Source organism: Gilvimarinus algae (genome assembly GCF_030518215.1).
In the GTDB taxonomy this organism is placed as follows: domain Bacteria; phylum Pseudomonadota; class Gammaproteobacteria; order Pseudomonadales; family Cellvibrionaceae; genus Gilvimarinus; species Gilvimarinus algae.
In genome coordinates, this window is sequence record NZ_JAULRT010000060.1 from 299,188 (window position 1) to 321,413 (window position 22,226).

Genomic DNA, 22,226 nt, shown 5'->3' on the forward strand with positions numbered 1-22,226 from the left:
GATCCGCTCCGGCATCGCCTAATTTACCGTGGCGAATGGCTGGTTGATTGGTGTACAATCGCGCCTTCTTTTTTCCACCGAAAACCATCAACCCGGTAGTGCCGGCGCGCTGCTTGCTCTGCCCGTTAGTGTAGGAATTGCCCCATGTTTGATAAAAGCCAAACAATTGCCGCTTTTGACCCGGAAATCTGGGACTCGATCGAGAACGAGAGCCGCCGTCAGGAAGAGCACATCGAGCTGATCGCCTCGGAAAACTACACCAGCCCCCTGGTGATGGCGGCGCAGGGCACCAAGCTGACCAACAAATACGCCGAGGGTTATCCGGGTAAGCGCTACTACGGCGGCTGCGAATACGTGGACCGCAGCGAGGCCCTGGCTATCGAGCGCGCTTGTGAGCTGTTTGGCGCCGATTACGCCAATGTGCAGCCGCACTCCGGCTCCCAGGCCAACTCCGCTGTCTATGCGGCGCTCTGCGCCCCCGGCGATACCGTGCTGGGCATGAGCCTGGCCCACGGTGGCCATCTGACCCACGGTGCCAAGGTGAATTTCTCGGGCAAGATGTACAACGCTGTGCAGTACGGCCTGAATCCGGATACCGGTCTGGTGGACTACGACGAAGTCGAGCGCCTGGCGCTTGAGCACAAGCCGAAGATGATTGTGGCCGGTTTCTCGGCCTACTCGCAGGTACTGGACTGGGCCAAATTCCGTGAAATCGCCGACAAAGTGGGTGCCTACCTGTTGGTGGATATGGCACACGTGGCCGGTCTGGTGGCGGCGGGTGTCTATCCGAGCCCTGTGCCGCACGCCCACGTGGTGACCTCCACCACCCACAAGACCCTGCGCGGTCCCCGCGGCGGGATTATCCTGGCCAAGGCCAACGAAGAGATCGAGAAAAAGCTCAACTCTGCCGTTTTCCCGGGCGGGCAGGGCGGTCCCCTCATGCACGTGATTGCCGCCAAGGCCATCAGCTTTAAAGAAGCCATGAGCGATGAGTACAAAACCTATCAGCAGCAAGTGGTGAAAAACGCCAAGGCCATGGCCAAGGTGTTTATCGAGCGCGGCCTGGATGTGGTCTCTGGTGGCACCGAAAACCACCTGATGCTGGTGAGCCTGATCGGTAAAGACTACTCGGGCAAAGACGCCGACGAGGCTCTGGGTCTGGCCAACATCACCGTGAACAAGAACGCCGTGCCCAACGACCCGCGCTCGCCCTTCGTTACTTCGGGACTGCGTGTCGGCACCCCGGCCATTACCACCCGCGGTTTTGGCGAGAGCGAATGTATCGATCTGGCCCACTGGATGTGCGATGTGCTGGACGGCCTGGAAAAAGGTAACGCCGATGAGGTGATTGCCTCGGTCAAGCAAAAGGTTCTGGACGTGTGCGCCAAGTTCCCGGTGTACGGCTAATAAGACCCGGCGCGCCTGAGCTCAGGCATCGGGTGCGGTTGGGCAGCGTCCGAGGCGTGACGCCCGGCGCTCTTAAAGGCGGCTCTGCAGGGAGCCGCCTTTTTTATGGTCGCGTCCTGAAAGGCCAGGTGCGACAATCGCTTGGCTGTGGTTCTAGGCGCCGCTCTGTCCCGCACCCCATAGCATACGGGCATTGCCCAAAATTTAACCTTGCTTTCCTCCCCCCAACCCCCTAGAATACCGCGCCCTTGTGTTCCCTAAGAGCACAGGTGAAACCGGCCCCGTAACTGTTGTGGGGCTACTCCTTGTCTTACCGGTGCCCGCCGTTTGGGGCGTTGGAAGGCTTTAACCCGTAAGGAGCAATGAATGCGTCATTACGAAATCGTATTTATGGTCCACCCGGACCAGAGCGAACAAGTGCCGGGCATGATCGAGCGCTACACCGCTACCGTTACCAATGGCGGCGGTCAGGTTCATCGCCTGGAAGATTGGGGTCGCCGTCAACTGGCTTACTCCATCAACAAAATCCACAAAGCACACTATGTTCTGATGAACATCGAGTGTAGCGAAGAGGCGCTCGAAGAGCTGACCACTAACTTCCGCTACAACGACGCTGTGCTGCGCAATCTGGTGATCCGCACCGACGAGGCGATCACTGAAGAGTCTCCGATTGCCAAGGCCGATAAAGAAAGCCGTGAGCGCAAGCCGCGCGCCCCGCGCCGTGAAGAGTCTGATCGCAAATCCGCTGACGAGTCCAGTGAAGATGACTCGGACACCGAAGATCAGACCGAAGAGCAAGAGGAGGAATAATCCATGGCTCGTTTTTTTCGTCGTCGCAAGTTCTGCCGTTTTACCGCTGAAGGCGTCAAGCAGATCGATTACAAAGATCTGGAAACCTTGAAAGCCTATATCACTGAGACCGGCAAAATCGTACCCAGCCGTATCACGGGTACCAAAGCCAAGTACCAGCGTCAGCTGTCGAGCGCTGTTAAGCGTGCGCGCTACCTGGCACTGCTGCCGTACACGGACAGCCACGAGTAAGACTAACGATTGTGCGTGCGCTCGCTGAATTTATTATGCGCGGCCGCACGCAGGCTGCAGCGGTCGCCCTGATAGGGCACTGGATTCCCTTGGTGAGTCCGGCCACCGTTGCACTGGTAACGCTCAGGCGGGGCCTGGCCGACGGGGCTTTGGTACTGCTCTGGGCGTTACTGCCGGCGCTGGTGTTGCTGGCAATGGGGCAGCAAAACGCGTTTTTGGCCGTGACCGGCGCGGTAAGCGTCTGGGCATCGTCACTGGTGCTACGCACCAGCTCCTCCTGGCAGCACACGCTGATGGGGTTGGTGGCGCTCAACACCTTAGGTGCTTTGGCGCTACTGGTGTTTTGGCCGCAACTGGTGGCGGAGTTTGTCGCCATGTGCAAAGAGCTGTTCGAGGCGCTGCAGGCTCAGGCTGAGCAGCCCATTGAATTGCCCGAGCCGGATGCCGCTATGGTGCTGGGTCTGTTGGCCGCGATGACCGCTCTCAGCGGTGCACTCGGGCTGATACTCGGGCGCTGGTGGCAGGGGTTGCTCTACAACCCCGGCGGTTTCGCCACAGAGTTTCGTGCTCTGAGGTTGCGACCGGTGGCTTCGCTGGTGTGTATCGCGGCGGTGGTTTACTGCTACCTGCAGCCGGCTGGGGTCAGCGTTTGGGCGCTGGTGTTTGCCCAGCCCTTGCTGTTCGCCGGCATTGCCCTGGTGCATGCCATGGTGGCCAAGCGAGGCTTGGGGGTGCAGTGGCTGGTGCTGTTTTATCTGGCGCTGGTACTTTTGCAGCCGTTAAAAATATTGTTGGTTTTTGTCGCCTTTGGCGACACGTGGTTGGATTTTCGCGCAAGGGTCAAAGCCAAATCTGCTTGACCGGCGCAGGCAAAATTGAAACTAGAGGGTTAACGAGATGGAAGTTATTCTGCTCGAGAAAGTGGGTAAGCTTGGCGCCATTGGCGACAAAGTCAGCGTAAAAGCTGGTTTTGGCCGCAACTTCCTGGTGCCGCAAGGTAAAGCTGTACCGGCAACCGCTGATAACGTTGCCGAGTTTGAAGCGCGTCGCGCTGATCTGGAAGCCGCCGCCGAGGCCAAAAAAGCCGACGCACAAGCGCGCGCTGAGAAGCTGGCCGAGCTGACAGTGACCATCGCCGCCAACGCCGGTGACGAGGGCAAGCTGTTCGGTTCTATCGGTACTCGCGATATCGCCAACGCCATCACCGATGCCGGTGTGAAAGTGGTGAAATCCGAAGTGCGTCTGCCGGAAGGTGCGATTCGCGAAGTGGGCGAGTACGAGATTGACGTACAAGTTCACGCCGAAGTGATTCAGGCCGTTAAGCTGTCTGTTATCGCTGAGTAATGGCTTGCCACCGCGCCTGAAAAGGCGGCGGTGCTCAGTAAGCGATTACACACGCTGACAAAACAGCGAAAATCGGGCACACTCGACAGCCTTTGGCGTGTCGATGGTGCCCGTTTTTTTTGCTCCGACATTTTACAACATCAGATACACAAGGTTTGGCTGACTGACTATGTCCTCTGAGGCTCTGTCCCACTATCAGGATTCGGATAAATCCGCCTCCTCGCTCAAGCTGCCCTCGTCGGTAGAGGCCGAGCAGGCGGTGCTGGGTGGGCTGATGCTGGACAACAGCCGGCTGGACGCGGTGCTGGAGATTGCCTCGGAGGTCGACTTCTACCGCGACGACCACAAGCTGATCCTGCGCATGATGATCGAGCTGCAGGAGGATGCGCAGCCGCTTGACGCCGTCACGCTATCGGAGGCGCTGGAGCGCCACGGCGAGCTGGAGCGCGCCGGTGGTCTGGGCTACCTGGTGGAGCTGGCAGCCAACACTCCAAGCGCTGAGAACATTACCGCCTATGCGCGCATCGTGCGCGAGCGCTCCACCTTGCGCCAACTGATTGCCGCCGCCCAAGAGATCAGCCAGTCCAGCTACAACCCCGCTGGGCTCGACTCGGACGACCTGCTGCAGCTGGCGGAAAAGCGTGTGGCCCAGATCGCCGAAGACCGGCCCAAAGAGGGCGGTTTGCGCGAGGTTAATGGCCTGCTCAAAGAGACGGTCGAGCGCATTGACGAGCTGTTCCGCTCGGGCGACGACGTCACCGGGGTGCCCACCGGCATTACCGACCTCGACGGCAAAACCTCCGGTTGGCAGCCGGGCGAGCTGGTGATTCTCGCCGCGCGCCCGTCCATGGGCAAAACGGCCCTGGCGCTCAACTTTGTCGAGTCGGCCATTTTCAGCCAGCAGCGCCCCGTGCTCGTGTTCAGCATGGAGATGCCCTCGGCGGCACTGGTGATGCGGATGATGTCCTCCATCGGCCGCATTGACCAGGGCCATATGCGCAACGGCAAGCTTACCGAAGAGGATTGGCCCAAGCTCTCTGCCGCAGTGAGTAAGCTCAAGGACAAGCCCCTGTTTATCGACGATACCCCCGGCCTCACGCCGCAGGAAATGCGCGCACGCACGCGGCGCATTGCCCGTGAGCACGGCAACCCCGGCATGATCATGGTGGACTACCTCCAGCTGATGCAGGTGGCTGGCGCCAGTGAGGGCCGCACCCAGGAGATCTCCGAGATTTCCCGCGCCCTGAAAGCCCTGGCCAAAGAGTTTGATTGCCCGGTTATCGCCCTGTCGCAGCTGAACCGGAGTGTGGAGCAGCGTCCCAATAAAAGACCCATGAACTCCGACTTGCGTGAGTCGGGCGCCATTGAGCAGGACGCCGACGTGATTCTGTTTATCTACCGCGATGAGTATTACAACGAAGACAGCCCCGACAAAGGCGTGTCCGAGTTGATCATCGGCAAGCAGCGTAACGGCGAGGTGGGCACTGTGCGCGCCGCCTTTGTCGGCAAATACACCCGCTTTGACAACCTCGCCGCCGAGTACTTTGCCCAGCGTGAAGAAGGGTTTTAAGTTTCCCCCAAGCTAGACGCCAAAATCATTATTGTTGTATTCTCCGCCATTGAGGCGGATCTTCTCAATGACAACTCTACCCCCGGCGCTGCCTGTAACCCTGGGGTCCACTGGTCTGGTCAGTCTCTTTCCTGAGTGGCAGTGCGTCGCCATGCATCACTGGTCGGTGCGCTGCAAAAAGCTCTGCTACTCGATACTTTTTATAATAAGGACAATGTTATGAGACCGAATCAGGCTCCGGCCGCTCGCTGCATGCTGGTTATTGCGCTTTCATTTTCCGCCTGCACAGCGCATGCACTTGATCCGCTTTGGGGCGCGGGCGCTCCGGCAGGTTCAGTGGATGGCGAATTTCAAAATGCTTTTGTAAACACCACAACCGCAGGCAGCTACGACCCTACGCAATGGAGCGCCCTGTCGGTGTCTGATGGAAACGGTGCGCCGGGAGCGGCCTACTGGGTACGCAGTGCGAATGGTGAGGCTCAGGGCGCCTACTGGGGAAGCCGCAGCCCCATTGCTTCTGATACCCCCTCAAATGGTGCGGCCTTGTTCGATTCGGACTTTCTCGACAATGGCGGGACGATCGGAGGTTTTGGTACCGGGAGCTCGCCCTCGCCTCACGTCGGTGAGCTTATTTCCCCCAGGATTGATTTAACCGGGCAAACGGATCTGCCATTGGCGGTAGAGTTCTTTTATAAAATCCGGAACTTTACTATCTCAGAGGCCAGCGTTTCTCTCTCAGTGGATGACGGGGCCAGTTGGAATACGGTGAATATGCCGCTACCCGGTTCGCAGAATGATGCCGAGGGCAGCTACATCGCTCTGTTTCCCACAATTACTGGTGGCGTTGCGAACCTCTCACAAGCTCGACTCAAGTTTACCTTTAACGGCGATTACTATTACTGGATGGTGGATGATGTTACCGTGGGCCTTCCGGAGCCTATCGATATTATTCGCTTGGCAGCGGGCACTGTTAATAGCATAACGGCGGCCCAGTTAAACGCCGTAGACGGTGTCAGCGGGGCCGTGCCGGCTAATGAGGCGGCCTACCAAGCCGCAATTGAGGCCGCAACAGAAGACGAGCTAGATACCCCGGCAGAGATACAGGCATTGGTTGATGGCGTCAATGATGCGAGCGCGCCTGAGCCTTCCAATGTTGCCAGTTTGCCGGCGACCCAGTTGCCAGGGCAGTTAGTTTTGGGTTTACTGATGCTGTTGGCTGGCGGACGTTGGTTTGCGAAACGCCGTCCAAAATAATCTTTAGGTTAGGCGATGATCAACTCTCAGGCGCGATTACTCGACAGACTGTGTGATGGCATGAAGCCCGGACAGCTTGAGTGGATCGGCCTGAGAAGTGAGCACCGCGGCCAGATTGATGTGGTCGAGCAAGCTGACGCGATTGCCGGCTTCGGTTTGGCGGGTGACCATCGCAGTCGCAAGACGCCCGGCTCGGGTCGCCAGGTCACGTTGATCAGTCGCGAGTTTATTCAGCAGGTTTGCCTGCACACCGGCCACAGACACATCGACCCGGTGTTGCTGCGGCGCAATCTAATGATCAGCGGAATGAACATGAATCTTCTGCGCTACCAGCGACTTCAAATCGGCGAGGTGATTCTCGAGCCCGCCGCGCTCTGCCATCCATGCTCGCGCATGAACCAAGCCTTGGGGCCGGGTGGTGCAGCGGCCATGTACGGTTACGGTGGACTGTGTGCCCGTATTGTCCAAGGTGGCACTTTGTCAGTGGGTGATGCGGTGGTCCGTCTAGCCCCGGAGCCTAAACCGGAAGGTCAGCGGCAGAACTCGCTGCCCGGTCTGTAAAAGCGGCACCACCATTTCCTTTTGATTGAAACTTCGTGCTGCTAAAAACCATGGGAAGTGTTTTATTGCATGGACCATTGGCCGCACTCGCTCTTTTGGCACACCTAAGCGTGTGACGCACTTGGCAGTATCGAACCAAAAGCGGCTGGTTAAAAAGTTCCCTGCATTTTTTGGCGCAGTCAGCGACCTGATAACGCGTTTTCTCTGTAAAAAATGCAAGCCGTTTTTTCTCCATCTTTTCGCCTTCTCTTGTGTGATTTTTTAAGCTCGCGCGCGCCTCATTTTTTTGGCATTTGCCATGGCGCCTGTGCGCTGGTGCACAAAGTCCCGGCGCGCCGGAAGAGAAAAATTTACATCGCCTATTTCGCGCGGTGTTTTTTACCGTAAGAAAACTTATTGTTGGGTGTGTGTTCTTGTGCGCTCCATCACTAAAAATCACCGGTAGCTTTTTGTTTTTGCGTTTTTGTCGCCGCGCCGCCTGGCACGGCTCTGGCAATAGCCAAATTGCCTACGTAGCTTTGCTACTTATTGCAATCAACCACACTTTTTGAGGTGACATTTATGAAAAAGCTATCTGCATTGACCATGTCTCTTTTACTGTCTTTGGGCGCTCTGACGGCTGTTGCCGACGACACCGGTAACGGTGACACAGGCGCTAAGTCGGCTTTCGCCATGGCGGACAAAAACAGTGACGGCTCTGTCGACAAAAGCGAAGCCAGAACCAGCGGCATCGACAATGACCGTTTTGAAAAGCTGGACAAAAACGGTGACGGCAAACTCTCCGAGTCCGAGTACCGGGGCGCCGATCGCGGCACGAGTGGCGGCTGGTAAAAGCCGGTCAACTCACGGCCCCTTACCACCAGCCGTGATGACCGGTCTCTAATCGACACCACCGAGGCGGTACGCAGTTGGCGTGCCGCCTTGTGGTTTCTTTCCGTTGGCTTCTCCCCGTCCGGCATTTTGCCAAGCTGAGCATTAGATCTGGCTCTGTAAGGTGGGCCAAGTGCTCTAAAAATGTACATATTCTCGCCAAAAGTGTATTATCCGCCCCCCGGAAATCCCGGCACCTGAGGGGCAATATGCAGGTTTTTCATCACATAGGTTCACTGCGCGCTGAGCTTGCCAATGCGCGGCGCGAGGGCAAGCGCATCGGCTTTGTGCCCACCATGGGCAATTTGCACGATGCCCATCTGGCCCTGGTGCGCCAGGCGCAGAAAAGCTGCGACTGCGTGGTGGTGAGTATTTTTGTCAATCGCCTGCAGTTTGGCCTCAACGAGGACTGGGACCGCTACCCGCGCACCCTGGCCGACGACACCGCCAAGCTCGAAACCGTGGGCTGTGACTTTCTGTTTTGCCCCGAAGAGACTGAGATGTACCCCAACGGCATGGACGAGCAGACCCGCGTGATCGTGCCCACCATGACCGATGTGCTCTGCGGTGCCAGTCGCCCTGGGCACTTTGAGGGTGTGACCACGGTGGTCACCAAACTGTTTAACATCGTCCAGCCCGACGAGGCGGTGTTCGGTATCAAGGATTTTCAGCAGCTGGCGGTGATCCGCCGCATGGCCGAGGACCTGTGCATGCCGGTACAGATCAGCGCCGGGGAGATTTTCCGTGAAGACGACGGCCTGGCACTGAGCTCGCGCAACAGCTTTATTACCGACGACGAGCGCCCCCGCGTCAGCCAGCTGAACCGCACCCTAAACTGGGTGGGTGAGCAAATACAGGCCGGTGAGCGCGATTTTTTGGCCCTGCAAGAGGCCGGGCGCGGCCTGATCGAGCAGGCCGGTTTTAAGGTGGACTACCTTGAAATCTGCAACAGCCGCACGCTCAAGCCGGCGGCACACGATGACAGGGAGATTACCGTGCTCGGGGCCATGTATACGGAAGGGGCCCGATTGATTGATAATATATCCCTGCAAGTGGTCTAACATACCCCTTGCCCTGATGACGAAATACCCAGGAGGAAGAGCCATGCTCTCTACCATGCTCAAAGGCAAGCTGCATATGGCCGCCGTGACCCAGGCGGAGCTGTGGTATGACGGCTCCTGCGCCATCGATGCCGATCTGGTGCAACTGGCCGGGCTGCGCGAGTTTGAGCAGATTGACATCTATAACGTCAATAACGGCGAGCGCTTTACCACCTACGTGATTCTCGCCGAGCCGGGCTCCGGCACCATTTCCATGAACGGTGCCGCCGCGCGCAAGGTGCAGGTGGGCGACCGGGTGATTATCGGCGCCTACGGCCAGTACACCGAAGAGCAGCTGAAAAGCTACAAGCCGCGGCTGGTGTACCTGGACGAGCACAACAAAGTCGAGCGCACCACCAACACCATCCCCATGCAGTTGGTGTGACGGGGTAGGGCTGCCGGTAAGCGATCAATCACCGTCAGCTCCGCCCCCCCTCCCTTGTTATCAGTTCACCGACACTCTCACTTCCCCGCGATGCGCGTTGCCGTGCTCGTCTCCCACCCAGTAGTGGAACACATCGGTACCTCGCACGCCCGGGTAGGCGTGATAGGTGATGCGGCTACTGTTGTGTGAAACAGTGCCGTAGAGCGGACTGACCACACTGAGTATGCGCAGTGAGTCGCCCTCAGGGTCCGAATCGTTGGCAGTTAGGTTGAGGGTGAGTTCTCTGCCGGCGGCCACCGCGCCGGAATCGTTTTGTGCGACGGGGGCCCGATTGTCCAAGTCAATGAGGCCTCGGTAGTGGGCGTTGCGCCAAGCGTGATACTGATTTCCCAGCAGCCCGACGACATCGGGCCCCAACCGGATTTTTAGTGGCTGCATATACACCTCGCCCGTGGCCCGGTCGCTAAAATATTCTTGCTTAACCGCGTAGTGCTCGCCGTCTGCGGTTTGGTAATAGCCCGCCTGGCTCACTAGGGCGATCATGTCCTTGCTGTACATCCCCAGTGAATCGTAACCGGCGGGAATGGGGTTGGGGCCAATGCTGTCGGTTTTGGTGCCGCTGAACTGAATGCCCGTGCCGGCTGTGGTGGCCGGGTCCAGGTACTCGTAGTGGCCGTTCGTGTTTAAACCGTCGAACGTCAGCTCAAAGTGGCCGGGGCTCAGGTCGCTGTTTTCTATGATGACATCACTGGCGTCTTGTTCTTCATAAATCTGCGCTACCCCGGTAATCTGCCCGCCAATCACCACAAACTGGTCTTTGCCCAGCGGGTTGGTGCTGACGTGATCTTTACTCAAGTCTATGCCAAACTCAAATCCTTCAATCCGCGCATCGTGTACCACCATGTCGGTGGTGTTGCGGCCAAACTCAATACCGTATTCCGCATGACGGAAAGGCTCTGAAGTCAGGCCAATCAGATCAAAATCGCGCAACAGGTAGTGGGAGGTGTATTCGATGGACGCACCGGTTTTTACTTCCCAGGCGGTAAAGTCGCTCATCACGGTGTAAATGTCGTGCCCCTGCCGTGGATTGGCTTTCACGACAAATGCGCCGATGGTACTGGCGTAAGCCTCGTTGCCGTGAAAGTGACGAATCGGAATCTTATCGGCGGAGGACGTGCGATCTAAGCCCAAAGCCTGAGGAGCCATAAAAAGGTTTGGATCGGTGCCGATCATGGTGCCGGAGTGGTCGCGATGAAAGTAGGTAAACCCTCGGTTGGCGCTGGTGGCAATATTGCCGATGGCCGCCACCATACGACCCTGAAACCAAAAAGCATCGCCGGTACGTGCAATATCGTAAGCGTATATATCGTTGCCGTTTTTCGGATTGTAGACCCCGTTTCGGCCTTTAGAATTTACAGCCAAATTATGGGTCCAGGCGCCGGTTTCGTTGCCGGTTTCGGCCACAAAGCCCGCCCCTAGGGTGTTGTAGCTGACGTTGTTGTGCAGCATGGCGTGGCTGTCGTGGTGCACATAGCCCCAGCCAGGTGAGCCAAAAACGGCATTGCCAATACCGATGGCGGGGTTGCGTTGGTCGTGGGTACCGGATCGGTGAAAGTGGAAGCTGTAGCGGCCGCGCACATTGGTGTTGGGGCGCATGACGGAAACGTCTACCGCTTCTTGGCTGTCGCGTGATTTGTCCGTGCGGCCCAGCTCAAAGAACTCGGCGTAGCGAACGTCAATGTCATTGTTGTGCATAAACATAACGTGACCGCGTTGGTGCACGGGTACTGAATCCGCATTCTCGGTGACAAAGCGCACATTGCGGGTGAAGTTGCCTATGCTGGCTTTTAAATCGCTGCGCGGCGATTCGTGGTTGTATTGCAGGGGCTGATTTAAAGTGACAATCGTGCCACTTACATTGGTAATGGTGCGTACTTCGTCTTGAGCCTCGTGATAGCGCACTGCACGCAGGCTGTTATCCCATTTCCAGCCGGAATATCGCGTGCCAGTCACCACCAAAGTGTCGCCCACTTTCCAGCCTTGGGGGCGGGACTCTAGGTTTAGTGCACTGGTGCCGGCCGAGGCGTGACTGGATAGTTTGACGTGCGGTGTCTTCGTTGCGCCGTGAATTTTCAGTCTGCCGTGGGCGATTAGCCCGCGGCTGAGCAGCAGTGGGTCCCAGTCAACATCAATGTCGCCATTGGCGGCAAAGACAATCTCGGCGTTCACCGAGTGGTTGACGGGTTGGCTTTGGGTGCCAATGGTCAGAGTGCCGCGTGGGTCCACAAACAGAGTGTCCAGGGTCATGCGGGTGTCGCTGTTGGTGGCGAAGTTGAGTTCCCCATCAACACGCAGCGTGTGTAGGCGGGCGGTATCACTTAACGCATAACTGACGGCATTATCGCGTCCGATCACCACGCGTGCCCCATCGCCCGGTACAGCGCCATTGTGCCAGATGCTTGGGTCGCACCAGTCGCCGCTGGCAATGGTGGCGTGGGTGGCTCGGTCGTAAGCCACCAGCTCGTGCGCTGACATGTGTTCTGCCATTTTGGCGGGGTTGGTATGGTTCATACCGCTGTCGCTGAATGTGGGCAAGTCTGCGTCGGGGTTGGGGTTGCCGCCCGGAGCGCAGGCGCTGTTTTCACTAAAGGCGGGCATCGCGGTAGAAGAGCTGGAGGAGCTGCTGGCCTGCAGGCTCGATTGTGACGAGGACGAGTCAGAGCTTGAGCCTACACTCGAGCTGGAACTGGAACTGGAACTGGAACTGGAACTGGAACTGGAACTGGAACTGGAACTGGAACTGGAACTGGAACTGGAACTGGAACTGGAACTGGAACTTGAAGTGGGACTGTAGCTGGAACTGCTCGATTGCTGAGGCGGCGGAGTATCGCTTGAAAGTGCGCTGCTGCTACTCGAACTTTGAGCCGAGCTTGCGACGCTCGAGCCCAGGCCCAGTCGCTCTTGTGAGCTGGATGAGCGAGCGGGGGTTGAGCCCGCCCCAGAGCTGTCCGGCTCCAGAGTTGGTTGTGCGCTTGAGGTGCTCTGCGGTGAGTCGTTGATACTCTGTGCCGAAGAGGATGCGCGAGCTTGCACCGAAGAGCCCCCGTCATTCGACGGACCTGTTGAGCCGCCACCACCGCAAGCGGCTAAGAGTGTGCAAGAGAGGGTTGTCGTCAGTAGAGCGAGGCGCACAATAATATTCCTTATATCGGGGGCCGCAGCCGTTATCTTTCCGTTGGGCAATGAATGGCAGCGCTACTTTCTCGGCAAGCGATCGCGAATCAATGCGACAAGCTGGCGCGCTGAGATAAGAAATGGGTAGAGTCTGCCAATGTTTGCGCTAACATTATTCAGTGCAGCAGTGTAGGGTTTTGCGGCCTGTAAAAGTGTGATGCGCCGCACAGGAATTGTCTGCCTTATTTTGATGCGCTATTTGCACCAAAAGACAACGTTGTCTCTAGCGCTGCGGCGGGCGGGCTGTTAAGCTTCGGTGATCGACGATAGCGAGTGGGCCCTTAGCCTCTGAACCGTGGCGAGTACGCCGCAGCCGAGCCCGGGCCTGGAAAATAACAGCAGATAAAGCGCGGAGATGACGTATGACCGAGCACCACCTCTACCCGGTTCCTGAGGCCATTCAGCAGCAGGCAGCCATCGACAAGGAGACTTACGAAAAGCTCTATAAACAGTCGGTGGAACAGCCGGATCAATTCTGGGCCGAGCAGGCCGACACCTTTCTGGACTGGAAAGAAAAGTGGCACACGGTCAGCAAAAGCGATTTGAAAAAAGGCGAAGTCGCCTGGTTTTTGGGTGGCAAGCTCAACGTCAGTGTTAACTGCATTGATCGCCATCTGGAAAAGCGCGGCGATCAAACCGCCATTATCTGGGAGGGCGACGACCCGGCCGAAGACCAGCTGATCACCTACCGCGAGCTGCATGAAGAAGTCTGCCGCCTGGCCAATGTGCTGCGCGAGCGCGGCGTGAAAAAAGGCGACCGGGTGTGCCTGTACATGCCCATGATCCCCGAGGCCTGTTACGCCATGCTCGCCTGCGCCCGTGTGGGCGCCGTGCACTCAGTGGTGTTTGGCGGCTTCTCCCCCGACGCCCTGAAAGACCGTATTCTCGATGCTGACTGCCAGGTGGTGATCACCGCCGATGAAGGCGTGCGCGGCGGCCGCAAAATTCCACTAAAAGCCAACACAGATAAGGCGCTCGCCAGCTGCCCCGATGTACACACTTGCCTGGTGGTCAAGCGCACCGCCGGTGATATCGACTGGAACGAGTCGCGCGATGTCTGGTACCGCGACGCGGTCGAAGCCGTTGCCGCTGAGTGTGAGCCAGAGTGGGTCGATGCCGAAGATCCGCTGTTTATCCTCTATACCTCCGGCTCTACCGGTAAGCCCAAGGGCGTATTGCACACCACTGGCGGCTACCTGCTGCAAGCCGCTATGACTCACAAGTATGTGTTTGACCTGCGCGAGGGCGATGTCTACTGGTGCACCGCCGATGTGGGCTGGGTGACCGGCCACAGCTATATCGTTTACGGTCCACTGGCCAACGGCGCGACAAGCCTGATGTTTGAAGGTGTGCCCACCTATCCGGATGCCTCGCGCTGCTGGCAGGTGGTGGACAAGCACGGGGTCAACAGTTTCTACACCGCGCCCACCGCCGTGCGCGCTCTTATGGGGGCGGGCGATGAATTTGTCACCCGCACCTCGCGCAAGTCGCTGCGCATTCTCGGCAGCGTGGGCGAGCCTATTAATCCCGAGGCCTGGGAGTGGTACTACAAAGTGGTTGGCGATGAGCGCTGCCCCATAGTCGATACCTGGTGGCAGACGGAAACCGGCGCCCATATGATGACGCCACTGCCGGGGGCGACCGACCTCAAACCGGGCTCTTGCACCAAGCCGTTTTTTGGCGTGCAGCCCGTGTTGTTGGATGCCGAGGGTAATGAAATTGACGGCGCCGGTGAAGGCAGTCTGGCGATCAAGGCCAGCTGGCCGAGCCAGATCCGCACTGTGTATGGCGACCACCAGCGCTGCATCGATACCTACTACTCTACCTACCCCGGCTATTACTTTACCGGTGACGGCGCCCGCCGCGACCAGGACGGCTACTTCTGGATTACCGGCCGGGTGGACGACGTACTGAACGTATCCGGTCACCGCATGGGCACGGCTGAGGTGGAGAGCGCTCTGGTGCTGCACGACCAGGTGGCCGAAGCCGCAGTGGTGGGTTACCCCCACGACATCAAGGGGCAGGGTATTTACGCCTATGTCACGCCTATGTCAGGCGCCGAGCCCAGCGACGAGCTGAAAAAGGAGCTGGTGGCCCTGTGCGTGAAAGAGATTGGCGCCATTGCCAAGCCAGACATTATCCAGTGGGCGCCCGGTTTGCCAAAAACCCGCTCGGGCAAGATCATGCGCCGCATCCTGCGCAAAATTGCCGCCAATGAGCTGGAGAACCTGGGCGATACCTCAACCCTCGCAGACCCCTCAGTGGTCGATGAACTGATCGACAACCGCGCCAATCGCTAGTGTCCAGTCCGAGAAGTTCGCTTAATTTGAGAGCGCCGTTGTGGTGCTAGGACAAGGCGCGTGCCGCCGCCAATAGTGGTTCTATTGGCAAGGTGCGCAACACAGTACTAGTGCCACAACGGCGCTCCCGCAGGGCGCGCCCTACAAGGGCCTGACTGTGTTGCCTGCAGGGATGTGGGTAAGGCGCGAGAGCAGGAGGCGGTAAGCTTTGCGTTTCTTGCAAAGGGCTACGGCCATTCGCTGCCAACCGCGCCTTGCCAGAGCCCTTGTAGGGCAAGCTGAAAATATGCGAACTTCTTGGACAGGACACTATCCTGCGCCTCAGGCTGCCTGATTCAGGGCAGCCTGAGTTCTCTGCACCAGCGATTCAAACTCCTCCTCCGGCTTCGACTCATAAATACTGTGGGCAATACGCAGGCTCAGTACCCGCCGCACACCCTCGTTATCACTAACCTGAACATGCTCGGCCAGCGACAAGATGCGCTGGGCAATTTGCCTGGCGGACGCCATATCGGTATTGGGTAAAAACAGTGCCAGCCGCCGGCCGCCTAGGCGCGCGGCAATATCGTTGTGGCGGGTGTTGTTGAGCAGCACCCGCCCGAGCTCGCTCAAGGCCGCGTCGCCGCAGTTGACGCCCTCCTCGCGGTTGATGTCCGGCAGATTCTCCAGCAAAAAGCTGATCAATATGCAGGTCTCGTTGTGCTTTTGGCAGGAGGCCAGCAGCTCGGGGCAATTGCTGTAAAAGTAACGGCGGTTAAACAGCTGGGTGAGCTGATCTTTGGTGGACAGGCTGTGCTCAATCTTGCGGTAGCTGCCCAGCAGTAACCGGCTTAAGCGGTAGGCGCGGCCCAGCTGAAACAGCCCCCAGGCCATCAGCCCCGCCCCGGTGGGCAGGGCGAAGGCGCCGGCAATATCCAGCGACACCGGTAAATCATCGACAAAGTTGCCCAGCAGCAGGTGCCAGGCTCCCACAAACAGCAGACCCGAGCCCGTTGCCATAACGCTGGCAATACTGCGCCTGACGGGCAAAAAGGTGGCCAGCGCCAGCAGGATGAAGCAGGCCGTGGCAAAGGCTAGGTCCCGCGTCAGCGCAATGGGGTCAACCGCCTCAATGGGGTGGATGTTGCCGGCAGCGAAGCCGCTGGCGGTCCACACAAGGCACAGCAGCAGCGCGACCAGCAGCGCCAATACGGCCAGAGAGTAATTGCTCATGGATGACTCCATCCCTGTCTGAAGGCTGATTACAGCATAGTCGATTTACCGATGCGTGACGGCGCCAGCCGGTTTTCGGCATAATAGCGCCAGAGGCTGTGACGATTATGACCGACAAAGACGAAGACATCTTTCTGCAGGAGATGCGCGACGTAAAGCGCATAAAGCTCGACGATAAAGTCGCCCTGCAGAAGGATAAACCCAGCGAGCAGGCCCTGGCCAAACGCCGTGAGGCGGCCGCCCAGCGCGCCCGGCGGGACACCAATTTTCTCAGCGCCGAGCACATAGACCCGGTCAAACCGCTGGATATTTTGGCGTTTAAACGCGACGGCGTGCAGCACGGCGTGTACAAAAACCTGAGATTAGGCAAATACCGCATAGACGCGCGGCTGGACTTGCACCGTATGACGGTCGACCAGGCCCGCGGCGCCCTCTATCAGTTCGTGCGCGACTGTATGGCCCACGACATCCGCTGCGCCCTGATCACCCACGGTAAAGGCGAGGGGCGCGATACCCCCGCTCTGCTCAAAAGCTGCGTCGCCAACTGGCTGCCGCAATTTGATGACGTTTTGGCTTTTCACTCCGCGCAAAAGCACCACGGCGCCAGCGGCGCCACCTACGTGCTGCTGAAAAAGAGCGAACAAAAGCGCCAGGAAAACTGGGAAAAGCACTCCCGGCGAAAATAATTCTTTGGTGTCATGGGTGACAGTACTAATTTAATGTGGTTGTGCTAGTATTCTCGACAACTTCAGAATATTTGTGCCTGAATGGAAAGATGTGCTCAATGGAATGTTCTCTGAGTTTCCCTCATGACGCCGCAACAAAGTTGCGCCCTTTCTATTGTTCCTTAACAGTATCTTTTTCATTTTGTTGCACTGACAGGATTCATGTGCTTTTAAACTTTAAGGAGTAAAGACAATGCAACAAAAACTAGTCCCTACAGTGGCCGTTTCGGCGCTTTTATTATCCGGTTGTGGCGGCTCTGACAGTCATACCTCAAGCGGGCCGGGAGACGGTACTGGCAACGAGAGTACCGCTTACACCGTTACCGTCAATACGGTGACTTCCGGTGAGGCGTCTTCGACGACGCAGAGTGTCGCCGAAGGCGAAGGCGTAGACATAGACATTGCTCTCGAGCCAGGCTTTGGCGTCGTCACTTCCGAAGGCTGCAGCGGCAGCCTAATTGAAGAAGAGTCCAGGACGCTGTATCGGCTGCCTGCCGTCACCGATGATTGTGATGTGGACATCGTTGTGGAGCAAAAGCCGGGTACACCGAAAGTCTCCTCTGAGCCACAGGTCGTCAAGATTCGCTGGGAAAGTGCCTTGGATGTCGACCTTATGTGGTCAACGGACCCTAATTGCGATTGGGAAAACTACGCGTCTTGTGAAAGCGCAGGCTCGCAAGTGGGGATTCCTTCCGGTGAGGGGGCCTGGGAGTCCAATGAAAGCGGACTTGTGTTAGGAAAAAGCTACTATTTTATCCTTAAGTCTGAAGCTGGTTATTCCGCCCCTGCCGCTGGAAAACCATTGGTGCAGTCGGCTAGCTCCAGTGACAAAGCAATCCTAGCCAATGAGAAGCTGTATGTCACGGCTGGTGGCACAGCCTTCACCACCTTTGTCCTCGCCCAAGTGGATGCGCAAAGTGGTCAGCTAAGCGGAGCTTTGCCTACTGTGGATGGCGAAGTACATGCTGTCGTGCCTGATGGAGACGGATGGATTATTGCCGGGAATTTCACTGCCGTTGCCGGGGTCGATCGGGACAATATCGCCCGCATCAATCACTTAGGCGTTTTGGATAAAAGCTGGAATCTATCGGTAGATGGTGAAGTCGAGTATCTTGAAGTGTTTGGCGATCGCTTGGCTTTAGTCGGTGCTTTTGGCAAGGTAGACGGCTTTTCCCGTGATGGCGTGGCTCTGCTCAATTTGTCAACGGGGCAGTTACCTGCTGTTGATGGCTACTCTCACAATGGCGGTAATCAGGCGTGGCAGGATGTCGCCCGAGAATCAGAGGTGCTCTACACCGCCTCCCATACGATTGCCAGCAACGGGATGGTCGAGGGGAGTATCATCAGTGCGTTTGATATCGCCACTGGTAAGTGGCTATGGCACCTTGAGCTGTCTGACCATGTGATGGCTGTGAGTGCTGACGCTTCTGGCGTTTACTTTGCCAGAGTTTATCAGCAGCATGCACGAAGTCTTTCAGAGATTCGTCACATAGATAACTCTGGGGTTTTAAGCGAGTGGCAACCAGAATTGGCGGACGATTCCTTTGTCTTTGACATCGGTGTTGAGGGAAACACTCTTTATGCCTTTGATATGCCCAAGAGAAACTTACCTATTATCCCTAAAGCTTTCAGCTTAGAAACGGCGCAGTCAGTGAGCTGGGATTTGCCCGCTAACGAGGGCACCGCCTATTTTAATGCTACTGAAGAGGGCTTGTTGGTTTTTGGAGCTTTCACCAACGGTAATGATGAGCCAAAGGGAGCGTACAATATTTCAACGGATTCTCTGGTCAACATTCCGGCTCAGGGGTTGGGTTCTTTTAATGATATTGCAATTGCCAGTGACAGTATTGTACTGGCAGGTTATCTCAATTGGTTTAACGTGAGTGATCAGGGGATTCAGGTATACCAAGCCAAAACAGGTTCTTTTGAAGGCTGGATCGGCACTGTAGATGCATCTGATGTAAACGCTTTGGTTGAGCACGAAGGGGTGATTTACTTTGGGCTTGGTCATGGCAAGCCTATCCCAATTGAAGGCACAGACCCAATTGAATACGAGCACGACTACACTCACGCAATGTCCGCTGAAGATGGGGCCAGCGTGGAATGGTCCCTCGAGACAGATGACTCTATCAATGCGCTCGAAGTCGTAGGTAGCACTCTTTATCTGGCTGGAGACTTTACAACAGTGAATGGTAAGAGCAGAAGAGGTTTGGCGGCCTACGATCTGACAAATCATCGGTTACTCGACTGGAATCCCGCTCTTAATGGGAATGTGGCTGCTTTAACATCCATCGAAAACCACCTGTATGTAGGAGGTGATTTCACTCAGGTAGACGACCAATCTCGCGATGGTATAGCTCAGTTCGATATTGAAACCCGGCAGCTGACGGCTTTTGACGTTGATGGGCTGATGCTAGATCAAATAGGTATTCAAGCACTTGATGTCAATGAGCACTTGCTCGTTATTGGTGGAGATTCTGGTTCCCAAGAGCCCCTTTACCTTGTGAATACCTTTGACGGTAGCATCGTCGATATTGGCGTCAACTTCGGTGGCATAGACAGCGCGGTTCATGCTGCGATGTTGGCTGGAACTGAGCTCTACCTTGGGGGCTGGTTCTATGGCTTTGGCCGACCCATTGAATGCTGTAGAAACTTTGTGACCTATGATTTCGTTTCGGCATCAGCAAGTGACTTAGACTTGGCTCCCAATGGACAGGTTTCAGAGATGATTATGGATGGTGATGTGATCTACCTGTTTGGTTACTTTAATGTCATTGCCGGTCAAGTGCGCCAGCCGGTGGTGGCCATTGATGCGGAGACAGGCGCTATCATTTGGTAGGACAGTGATTTACCCAAAGGTAAAAAGCCGGCACTATGCCGGCTTTTTATTGGGCGAGTTGTATTATCATAGTGACGCCAGAGTGTAGAATCCGGGAAATCTTTAAGCGATAACTGCTGTGCGGTGTTGATGCTTTGAGAAGACCAATTTCTGGGTATTTGAGCGAGTTAGAGGAAACCCGATGAAACTCCCTATTCATTTACTGGTACTGGATATGCTCGGTTGCGTGCTGATCGGGCTGGGTATGGCCATGCAGTTCGCAGGCCTTAGCATCTTGCCCGAGCATCTGCGCTTTGAAAACGATGCGCTGGTGTACATTGTGGTGGGTGTTGCTTTGATGCTGCCGGCGGTGCTTTATATCCTTGGCAGGTTGCGCCGTCAGTAGCGTTTGATCAACCAGTGTGTGAGCGCTATTGATCGGGGGAGGGCTGATGGCCTTTGCGCCGCCACCAGCTGGCCAGCAGCGAACCCGAGACATTGTGCCATACGGAAAAGAGCGCACCGGGTAAAGCGGCGGTAGCGGTAAAAAACTGCTGCGCCAGTGCCACGGCCAAGCCGGAGTTTTGCATGCCCACCTCAATGGCGATTGTGCGGCAGCTGGCCTCATCAAATCTCATTCCGCGCGCGATCCAGTAGCCGGCGCTCAAGCCTATAGCGTTGTGCAGCATCACCGCGGCGATCACCAGAGCGCCAATACTCGTCAGGCGCCCGGCATTCAGTGCCACTACGATGGCGATGATCAGCGCAATCAGTACCACCGCCAGGCTCGCCAACGCCGGCTCAAGGCGTTGAATGGTATGAGCAAACAGATGATGGGCCACCACCCCAAGCAGCACCGGTGCGAACACAATTTTGGCGATGCTGAGTAGCATCGCCAGCGCGTTGATGTCCACCGAGCTTTTGAGCAGTAGCCAGGCGATGAGCGGCGTGAGCAAGACAGACGCCAGCGTGGAGGCCAACGTCATAGACACCGACAACGCCACGCGCCCACCGGCCAGCCAGGTAATCACATTGGACGCCGTCCCCCCGGCCGTAGCACCCACCAGCACCATGCCGGTGGTCAGCTCCGCGCTTAAGCCCATGGCCCGGCTGACCGCCAGCGCCGCCAAAGGCATGACCGTAAATTGCAACACAAGCCCCACCGCAATGGGCTTGGGCTCGCGCAACACCCTTAGAAAATCCGCCCCCGACAGCGTCAGCCCCATGGCAAACATCACCAGCGCCAATAGCCAGGCAATACTCGGTGCCAGGGGCGTAAACACAGCGGGGAAATTAAAACCCAGCGCCCCAAGCGCTATGGCCCAGAGGGGGAATAGGCGGTTGAAGTTATTGAATACAGACATGGGCTAAGGGCAAGTTGGGAAATGGCCAATATGACATAGAGACGTTGTGGTGTGGCTTTTTTTACTGCGCGCTTTGCATGATCTTTATAGCGCTGTGCCGATACATCGGTCAAAAATCGCGGTAAGAGGCCTGTAGTCACATTGAACTGCTGCTACATTTGCTTCGAGCCATGTTTGGCGGCGGGCAGGAGCCCATGATACTTCGTACCCAGCATTAACAATCAAGTGCTCAAAGAGAAGGCGCTGAGCGCGTCCATTGCCCTCGCGGAAAGGGTGAAGCATATTAACCTCACCGTACAGTTCCGCAATGCTAAATACGAGATGGGCGCGGCTCATGCCCTCAAAAAAATGTTGTTCCGCCAATGTGGTAAACAGTTTACTGGCCTCTGGTCGCAATCGGCTGGCAGTGCAGAATCGTGTGTGGCCTTTGCTGATGTCGATTGTTCTGATATCGCCAGCCCAAGCGTATATATCTTGAAAGAGGCGCTTGTGAAGGTAGCAAAGGTAGTCAAGATCGTAAGGTGGAGGCGAAAACTCCACCTCTTGGGCGCTATGAAATGAAATATCGCGTTCTGCTTCTTCCAGTTTGCTGGGGTCTTTTATGTTGAGCAGGTTTCGAAGCGTTGAAGTGCCGGGATAGCACGCCGGATCTTCGCCGGTGCCATACTTATCAACCATGGAAAGTCGTCACTTTCGCGAAACGGCGTATTTTGCGAGTAACGCTTCCCGTGACGCCAGCTTTGGGGTGGCGTTGTCGGTTTTAAACCCTTCGAGGCGGAGGCTAGCCAAGTAATTGGCCGCTCGGGTCTTTCTGACGTAGGCCTTTTTGCGATCAAGTGAAACGCTTTTGCTCATAGTCAGCTACTCGGTAGATTCTTCGGGAATGAACAACCCGTAGTCTAGCATATTGCGTAGGTTGTTAAAAACGAATTATTCCCTCCTAAGGTGCTGATTATTATAGCTTTTGTTGGTCTTTTTCAGAGTTTGAGTCATCCCGCCAACGGGCGCAGTCCGGTGTTGCGACAAGCGCTAGTGGCCCCG

21 protein-coding genes are annotated in these 22,226 nt (G+C 56.7%); 16 read left to right on the forward strand and 5 right to left on the reverse strand.

Annotated elements, in window-relative coordinates; genetic code table 11:
* Positions 1-144 precede the first annotated feature (144 nt).
* The 11 genes from glyA (at position 145) to panD (ending at position 9,532) form a co-directional block, all read left to right on the forward strand.
* The gene (gene glyA, locus QWI16_RS13940) at positions 145-1,407 is read left to right on the forward strand and encodes a serine hydroxymethyltransferase (RefSeq protein ID WP_302714047.1); all 1,263 of its coding nucleotides are present in this window, start codon (positions 145-147) and stop codon (positions 1,405-1,407) included.
* Positions 1,408-1,773: 366 nt separating this feature from the next.
* Positions 1,774-2,217: a 30S ribosomal protein S6 gene (rpsF, locus tag QWI16_RS13945; protein ID WP_302714048.1), complete on the forward strand. Its 444-nt coding sequence runs from the start codon at positions 1,774-1,776 to the stop codon at positions 2,215-2,217.
* A 3-nt stretch (positions 2,218-2,220) separates the two neighbouring features.
* Positions 2,221-2,448: a 30S ribosomal protein S18 gene (gene rpsR / locus QWI16_RS13950; protein ID WP_302714049.1), complete on the forward strand. Its 228-nt coding sequence runs from the start codon at positions 2,221-2,223 to the stop codon at positions 2,446-2,448.
* An 11-nt stretch (positions 2,449-2,459) separates the two neighbouring features.
* Positions 2,460-3,308 (forward strand): YybS family protein, encoded by an 849-nt coding sequence (locus tag QWI16_RS13955; RefSeq protein WP_302714050.1) that lies wholly within the window; start codon positions 2,460-2,462, stop codon positions 3,306-3,308.
* Positions 3,309-3,345: 37 nt separating this feature from the next.
* The gene (gene rplI / locus QWI16_RS13960) at positions 3,346-3,792 is read left to right on the forward strand and encodes a 50S ribosomal protein L9 (RefSeq protein ID WP_302714051.1); all 447 of its coding nucleotides are present in this window, start codon (positions 3,346-3,348) and stop codon (positions 3,790-3,792) included.
* Positions 3,793-3,961: 169 nt separating this feature from the next.
* Complete coding sequence (dnaB, locus tag QWI16_RS13965) at positions 3,962-5,362, forward strand: replicative DNA helicase (protein ID WP_302714052.1); 1,401 nt, start codon at positions 3,962-3,964, stop codon at positions 5,360-5,362.
* Positions 5,363-5,581: 219 nt separating this feature from the next.
* Positions 5,582-6,616 (forward strand): hypothetical protein, encoded by a 1,035-nt coding sequence (locus tag QWI16_RS13970; RefSeq protein ID WP_302714053.1) that lies wholly within the window; start codon positions 5,582-5,584, stop codon positions 6,614-6,616.
* Between the two features lie 15 nt (positions 6,617-6,631).
* Positions 6,632-7,177 (forward strand): MOSC domain-containing protein, encoded by a 546-nt coding sequence (locus tag QWI16_RS13975; RefSeq protein WP_302714054.1) that lies wholly within the window; start codon positions 6,632-6,634, stop codon positions 7,175-7,177.
* Between the two features lie 561 nt (positions 7,178-7,738).
* Positions 7,739-8,008, forward strand: coding sequence for an EF-hand domain-containing protein (locus QWI16_RS13980; RefSeq protein ID WP_302714055.1), 270 nt, complete (start codon positions 7,739-7,741; stop codon positions 8,006-8,008).
* A 248-nt stretch (positions 8,009-8,256) separates the two neighbouring features.
* The gene (panC, locus tag QWI16_RS13985) at positions 8,257-9,108 is read left to right on the forward strand and encodes a pantoate--beta-alanine ligase (protein WP_302714056.1); all 852 of its coding nucleotides are present in this window, start codon (positions 8,257-8,259) and stop codon (positions 9,106-9,108) included.
* Positions 9,109-9,151: 43 nt separating this feature from the next.
* Complete coding sequence (gene panD / locus QWI16_RS13990; protein WP_302714057.1) at positions 9,152-9,532, forward strand: aspartate 1-decarboxylase; 381 nt, start codon at positions 9,152-9,154, stop codon at positions 9,530-9,532.
* 60 nt (positions 9,533-9,592) lie between these two features.
* Here panD and QWI16_RS13995 read toward each other — a convergent pair whose 3' ends face one another.
* Positions 9,593-12,067: a G8 domain-containing protein gene (locus QWI16_RS13995; protein ID WP_302714058.1), complete on the reverse strand. Its 2,475-nt coding sequence runs from the start codon at positions 12,065-12,067 to the stop codon at positions 9,593-9,595.
* 13 nt (positions 12,068-12,080) lie between these two features.
* Between QWI16_RS13995 and QWI16_RS14000 the strand changes: the two genes are divergently transcribed.
* Positions 12,081-12,386, forward strand: coding sequence for a hypothetical protein (locus tag QWI16_RS14000; RefSeq protein WP_302714059.1), 306 nt, complete (start codon positions 12,081-12,083; stop codon positions 12,384-12,386).
* 742 nt (positions 12,387-13,128) lie between these two features.
* A complete protein-coding gene (acs, locus tag QWI16_RS14005) occupies positions 13,129-15,066 on the forward strand; it encodes an acetate--CoA ligase (RefSeq protein WP_302714060.1) in 1,938 nt (645 codons plus the stop codon).
* Positions 15,067-15,387: 321 nt separating this feature from the next.
* Here the strand turns inward: acs and QWI16_RS14010 are convergent, their stop codons facing one another.
* Complete coding sequence (locus QWI16_RS14010; protein ID WP_302714061.1) at positions 15,388-16,278, reverse strand: GGDEF domain-containing protein; 891 nt, start codon at positions 16,276-16,278, stop codon at positions 15,388-15,390.
* A 107-nt stretch (positions 16,279-16,385) separates the two neighbouring features.
* Between QWI16_RS14010 and smrA the strand changes: the two genes are divergently transcribed.
* From smrA to QWI16_RS14025, 3 genes are all read left to right on the forward strand, one after another.
* Positions 16,386-16,964 carry a DNA endonuclease SmrA gene (smrA, locus tag QWI16_RS14015; RefSeq protein WP_302714062.1) on the forward strand — a complete coding sequence of 193 codons (579 nt, stop codon included), beginning with the start codon at positions 16,386-16,388 and terminating at the stop codon, positions 16,962-16,964.
* Between the two features lie 232 nt (positions 16,965-17,196).
* Complete coding sequence (locus QWI16_RS14020) at positions 17,197-19,842, forward strand: LVIVD repeat-containing protein (protein ID WP_302714063.1); 2,646 nt, start codon at positions 17,197-17,199, stop codon at positions 19,840-19,842.
* Positions 19,843-20,023: 181 nt separating this feature from the next.
* Positions 20,024-20,227: a DUF1418 family protein gene (locus QWI16_RS14025; protein ID WP_302714064.1), complete on the forward strand. Its 204-nt coding sequence runs from the start codon at positions 20,024-20,026 to the stop codon at positions 20,225-20,227.
* Positions 20,228-20,252: 25 nt separating this feature from the next.
* Here the strand turns inward: QWI16_RS14025 and QWI16_RS14030 are convergent, their stop codons facing one another.
* From QWI16_RS14030 to QWI16_RS18750, 3 genes are all read right to left on the reverse strand, one after another.
* Positions 20,253-21,185, reverse strand: coding sequence for a bile acid:sodium symporter family protein (locus tag QWI16_RS14030; RefSeq protein ID WP_302714065.1), 933 nt, complete (start codon positions 21,183-21,185; stop codon positions 20,253-20,255).
* An 84-nt stretch (positions 21,186-21,269) separates the two neighbouring features.
* Positions 21,270-21,863: a putative adenosine monophosphate-protein transferase Fic gene (locus QWI16_RS14035; RefSeq protein ID WP_302714066.1), complete on the reverse strand. Its 594-nt coding sequence runs from the start codon at positions 21,861-21,863 to the stop codon at positions 21,270-21,272.
* Between the two features lie 9 nt (positions 21,864-21,872).
* Positions 21,873-22,040 carry a YhfG family protein gene (locus QWI16_RS18750; protein WP_368045300.1) on the reverse strand — a complete coding sequence of 56 codons (168 nt, stop codon included), beginning with the start codon at positions 22,038-22,040 and terminating at the stop codon, positions 21,873-21,875.
* Between the last annotated feature and the right edge of the window lie 186 nt (positions 22,041-22,226).

Excerpts from the sequence above, each read along its gene's own strand:
- dnaB (WP_302714052.1), top strand. The coding sequence starts at position 3,962 with ATGTCCTCTGAGGCTCTGTCCCACTATCAGGATTCGGATAAATCCGCC.
- QWI16_RS14035 (WP_302714066.1), bottom strand. The coding sequence starts at position 21,863 with ATGGTTGATAAGTATGGCACCGGCGAAGATCCGGCGTGCTATCCCGGC.
- QWI16_RS13975 (WP_302714054.1), top strand. The coding sequence starts at position 6,632 with ATGATCAACTCTCAGGCGCGATTACTCGACAGACTGTGTGATGGCATG.
- rpsR (WP_302714049.1), top strand. The coding sequence starts at position 2,221 with ATGGCTCGTTTTTTTCGTCGTCGCAAGTTCTGCCGTTTTACCGCTGAA.
- QWI16_RS13995 (WP_302714058.1), bottom strand. The coding sequence starts at position 12,067 with ATGTCAGCGCACGAGCTGGTGGCTTACGACCGAGCCACCCACGCCACC.
- panD (WP_302714057.1), top strand. The coding sequence starts at position 9,152 with ATGCTCTCTACCATGCTCAAAGGCAAGCTGCATATGGCCGCCGTGACC.
- rpsF (WP_302714048.1), top strand. The coding sequence starts at position 1,774 with ATGCGTCATTACGAAATCGTATTTATGGTCCACCCGGACCAGAGCGAA.
- smrA (WP_302714062.1), top strand. The coding sequence starts at position 16,386 with ATGACCGACAAAGACGAAGACATCTTTCTGCAGGAGATGCGCGACGTA.
- QWI16_RS13970 (WP_302714053.1), top strand. The coding sequence starts at position 5,582 with ATGAGACCGAATCAGGCTCCGGCCGCTCGCTGCATGCTGGTTATTGCG.
- QWI16_RS14020 (WP_302714063.1), top strand. The coding sequence starts at position 17,197 with ATGCAACAAAAACTAGTCCCTACAGTGGCCGTTTCGGCGCTTTTATTA.
- QWI16_RS13980 (WP_302714055.1), top strand. The coding sequence starts at position 7,739 with ATGAAAAAGCTATCTGCATTGACCATGTCTCTTTTACTGTCTTTGGGC.
- rplI (WP_302714051.1), top strand. The coding sequence starts at position 3,346 with ATGGAAGTTATTCTGCTCGAGAAAGTGGGTAAGCTTGGCGCCATTGGC.
- QWI16_RS18750 (WP_368045300.1), bottom strand. The coding sequence starts at position 22,040 with ATGAGCAAAAGCGTTTCACTTGATCGCAAAAAGGCCTACGTCAGAAAG.
- QWI16_RS14025 (WP_302714064.1), top strand. The coding sequence starts at position 20,024 with ATGAAACTCCCTATTCATTTACTGGTACTGGATATGCTCGGTTGCGTG.
- acs (WP_302714060.1), top strand. The coding sequence starts at position 13,129 with ATGACCGAGCACCACCTCTACCCGGTTCCTGAGGCCATTCAGCAGCAG.
- QWI16_RS14030 (WP_302714065.1), bottom strand. The coding sequence starts at position 21,185 with ATGTCTGTATTCAATAACTTCAACCGCCTATTCCCCCTCTGGGCCATA.
- panC (WP_302714056.1), top strand. The coding sequence starts at position 8,257 with ATGCAGGTTTTTCATCACATAGGTTCACTGCGCGCTGAGCTTGCCAAT.
- QWI16_RS14010 (WP_302714061.1), bottom strand. The coding sequence starts at position 16,278 with ATGAGCAATTACTCTCTGGCCGTATTGGCGCTGCTGGTCGCGCTGCTG.
- glyA (WP_302714047.1), top strand. The coding sequence starts at position 145 with ATGTTTGATAAAAGCCAAACAATTGCCGCTTTTGACCCGGAAATCTGG.